Here is a 2581-nt window from a genome sequence, read left to right as displayed (position 1 = left end):
AGCCATTACTCAGCTTATGAATTGCTTTCACTTTAGCTTCTAAACGAAGTTGCTCCGGTGAAGGGGGTGTATCACTTTTAGCCCAATACTTATAGCTACTGCGGTGTACACTAAACACCTTACACAACACTGTGACAGGGTAACGCTCTCGTTGATTTAACTTCTCAATTAGCGAGAATTGTTCAGCGAGTCCGACATCAAGAGAGCTGTAGCCTTTTTTAGAATGTCCTTTTCTAATTCAATGCGTTGTATTTGCTTTTTGAGTTCTCGGATTTCTATCTGCTCAGGTGTCATTGGTGCTGCTGTTGGGGATTGGCCATTACGTTCTTGTTTAAGCTGATTAACCCATTTACTCACTGTTGATTTACCAACACTCATTGCTTTAGCTGCTTCTTCTTGCGTGTAACCTTGGTCTACTACAAGCTGAGCTGTTTCTAATTTGATTGCCGCAGAATAGGTTGCGCGTTTTAACTTCGTCATTTTTTCACCCAAATTTGTATGCTCAATAGCATAACATTTCTTTCTTAATGGGTGGCCAAATTAACTATGCCACTACAAGTAGCAAAAGTTACCAAGCATGGCGAGATTGTTTTTAACAAGGTGCAGTCTCCCTCTAAAGTCCGGCAAATCCTTGCTAACTCACCACCTAGCATTGTTGCTATGGAGGGTTGCGGAAGTTTTCATTATTGGGGGCGTATTGCTCAATCCTTTGGTCATGATCAGGGGAATGTCTCCTAAGCACGTTAAGCTTTATGTAAGTAAACAAAAAACGGATGTCAATGATGCCATCGGTATTTCTATTGCAACTATACAACCTAACATGCCGTTGTCTCTAGTAAAAAATATTGAACAGCAAATCCTCCAAACACTTACTGTTAGTCGTAAGCTTTTATATAAACAACTCACACAGTTAGGTAATCATATAAGAGCTTTATTTTATGAATATGGCCACACCATTGCTCGCTCTAAAAAAGCATTGAAAGAGGCCTTACTTGAAAGCAATGATTTACCAGAAATATTATCGCAATTGCTTAATATCTTAAAAGCTCAATACAAGCAGATATGAGCGTCATAAAAACGAGTAACCAAAAACCTAGAGCAGCTAGTTTCTCAAAATGAACAGTGCCAACGCATTATGGCCCTTAAAGGTGTTGGTACACTAAGTGCAGCAGGACTGATTGCTAATCTAAGCCAAACAGGACACTTTAAAAATGGGCGATGCGCTTAGGTGTTACACCAAAGTAATTTAGTAGTGGTGGAAAAGCGGTCATGCTTGGAATTGATAAATTTGCTGGAGATAAGCAGTTAAAGTCCTGCTTATTTTTGGGTGCACTGGCATATATAACCAATCTACCCGAAAACCCGAACCCATTGAAATAGAAATGGCTATTAAAATTAGTTGTTCGTTTAGGGGGAAAGCGGGCATGTATAGCGCTTGTAAATAAAAATATTAGAACGGCTTGGGCAATGTTAAAAAGAGGCTCCAGCTTCTCATTTAATGCGTGATAAACATTTTTGATTTTACTTAGCCAGTCAAATACGAATTATTTATAGAATTACCTGATGCTAAAAAATATCGGAATGTTATCTAGCTGATGTTTTTAATAAAAACCATTAAAATCAACACTCTATTTTAAATGTTATGATTGAATATATAATTATTGATAATTACCTGATTTTGAAAACTTGGTTTAACTTATTGGTATCAAATTACTAGAGACCAAAAAGGTATTAACCAATGACATTTAAATTAAAGCTAAAAAAGAAAAAAATGAAACGACTACTAGTTACTCAAAGTATGAATATGAACCAGACAAAATTAGTTGCAGGCGCTGATGGAATATTGAATACGGATACAGTAACGACCCGGGTTATGAATACAGACACTGTAACAACTCGTATTATGAATACGGATACAGTAACGACTCGTCTTTGATTAAAATCTAATTAAAAGTCAGTATGTAACCATAGAAATTAAAACTTTGCTCCATCATTATTGATAGGTATGGTAGAGAGAGTGGTTTCTAATAAAAACAATAATACGTTAGAATTTATTTTCTATATGCTGTTGTGGTTCAATAATTCCGGACACTATTTTAGGTGGTATCATTACCACTCAATCAGAGGTGTCCGATGGCAAAAAAACGCAGAACATTTAGTAAAGAATTCAAACTTGAAGCCGCTTGTTTAGTTTTAGACCAAGGCTATTCACTTCAAGAAGCATGTCGTTCATTAGATGTTGGAGAAACGGCTTTAAGGCGCTGGGTTCAACAACTTGAACTTGAGCGAAATGGTGAAACACCTAATGCCAAAGCTTTGACTCCAGAGCAACAAAAGATTCAAGAACTTGAAGCCAGAATCAATCGTTTAGAACGAGAGAAATCAATAATAAAAAAGGCTACAGCTCTCTTAATGTCAGAAGAAATGAACAATATTCGTTAATAGACCAATTAAGTGAGCAAGAATCGGTAGAGGTGGTCTGCAGTGTCTTTGATGTTGCTCGTTCAAGTTTTTATGACTACAAAAACCGCCGTAACACAATTGACGCTAATGAGGTTGAACTCAGAGCGCAGTTAAATGC

General features: G+C 37.0%; 2 protein-coding genes and 2 pseudogenes. 3 read left to right on the top strand and 1 reads right to left on the bottom strand.

The features are described 5' to 3' along the window. Positions 1 to 480: pseudogene (locus BGP78_RS17800) on the bottom strand (transposase); the annotation flags it as partial. 97 nt (positions 481 to 577) lie between these two features. Between BGP78_RS17800 and BGP78_RS17790 the strand changes: the two are divergent. From BGP78_RS17790 to BGP78_RS17780, 3 genes and pseudogenes are all read left to right on the top strand, one after another. Further along, on the top strand, positions 578 to 1066 hold the full coding sequence (locus BGP78_RS17790; protein WP_147386093.1) for an IS110 family transposase: 489 nt from the start codon (positions 578 to 580) through the stop codon (positions 1064 to 1066). A 738-nt stretch (positions 1067 to 1804) separates the two neighbouring features. After that, a complete protein-coding gene (locus BGP78_RS22975) occupies positions 1805 to 1936 on the top strand; it encodes a hypothetical protein (protein WP_259386373.1) in 132 nt (43 codons plus the stop codon). A gap of 197 nt (positions 1937 to 2133) precedes the next feature. Beyond that, positions 2134 to 2581: pseudogene (locus BGP78_RS17780) on the top strand (transposase); the annotation flags it as partial.

Origin of the sequence: Pseudoalteromonas sp. MSK9-3, assembly GCF_003590335.1 — a bacterium.
GTDB lineage: Bacteria > Pseudomonadota > Gammaproteobacteria > Enterobacterales > Alteromonadaceae > Pseudoalteromonas.
The sequence above is the reverse complement of the archived record's forward strand: the minus strand, read 5'-3'. Positions and strand labels throughout refer to the sequence as shown.

What these genes read in the sequence shown, in the direction of transcription:
- BGP78_RS22975 (WP_259386373.1), top strand. Translation starts at nt 1,805, where the DNA reads ATGAACCAGACAAAATTAGTTGCAGGCGCTGATGGAATATTGAATACG.
- BGP78_RS17790 (WP_147386093.1), top strand. Translation starts at nt 578, where the DNA reads ATGGCGAGATTGTTTTTAACAAGGTGCAGTCTCCCTCTAAAGTCCGGC.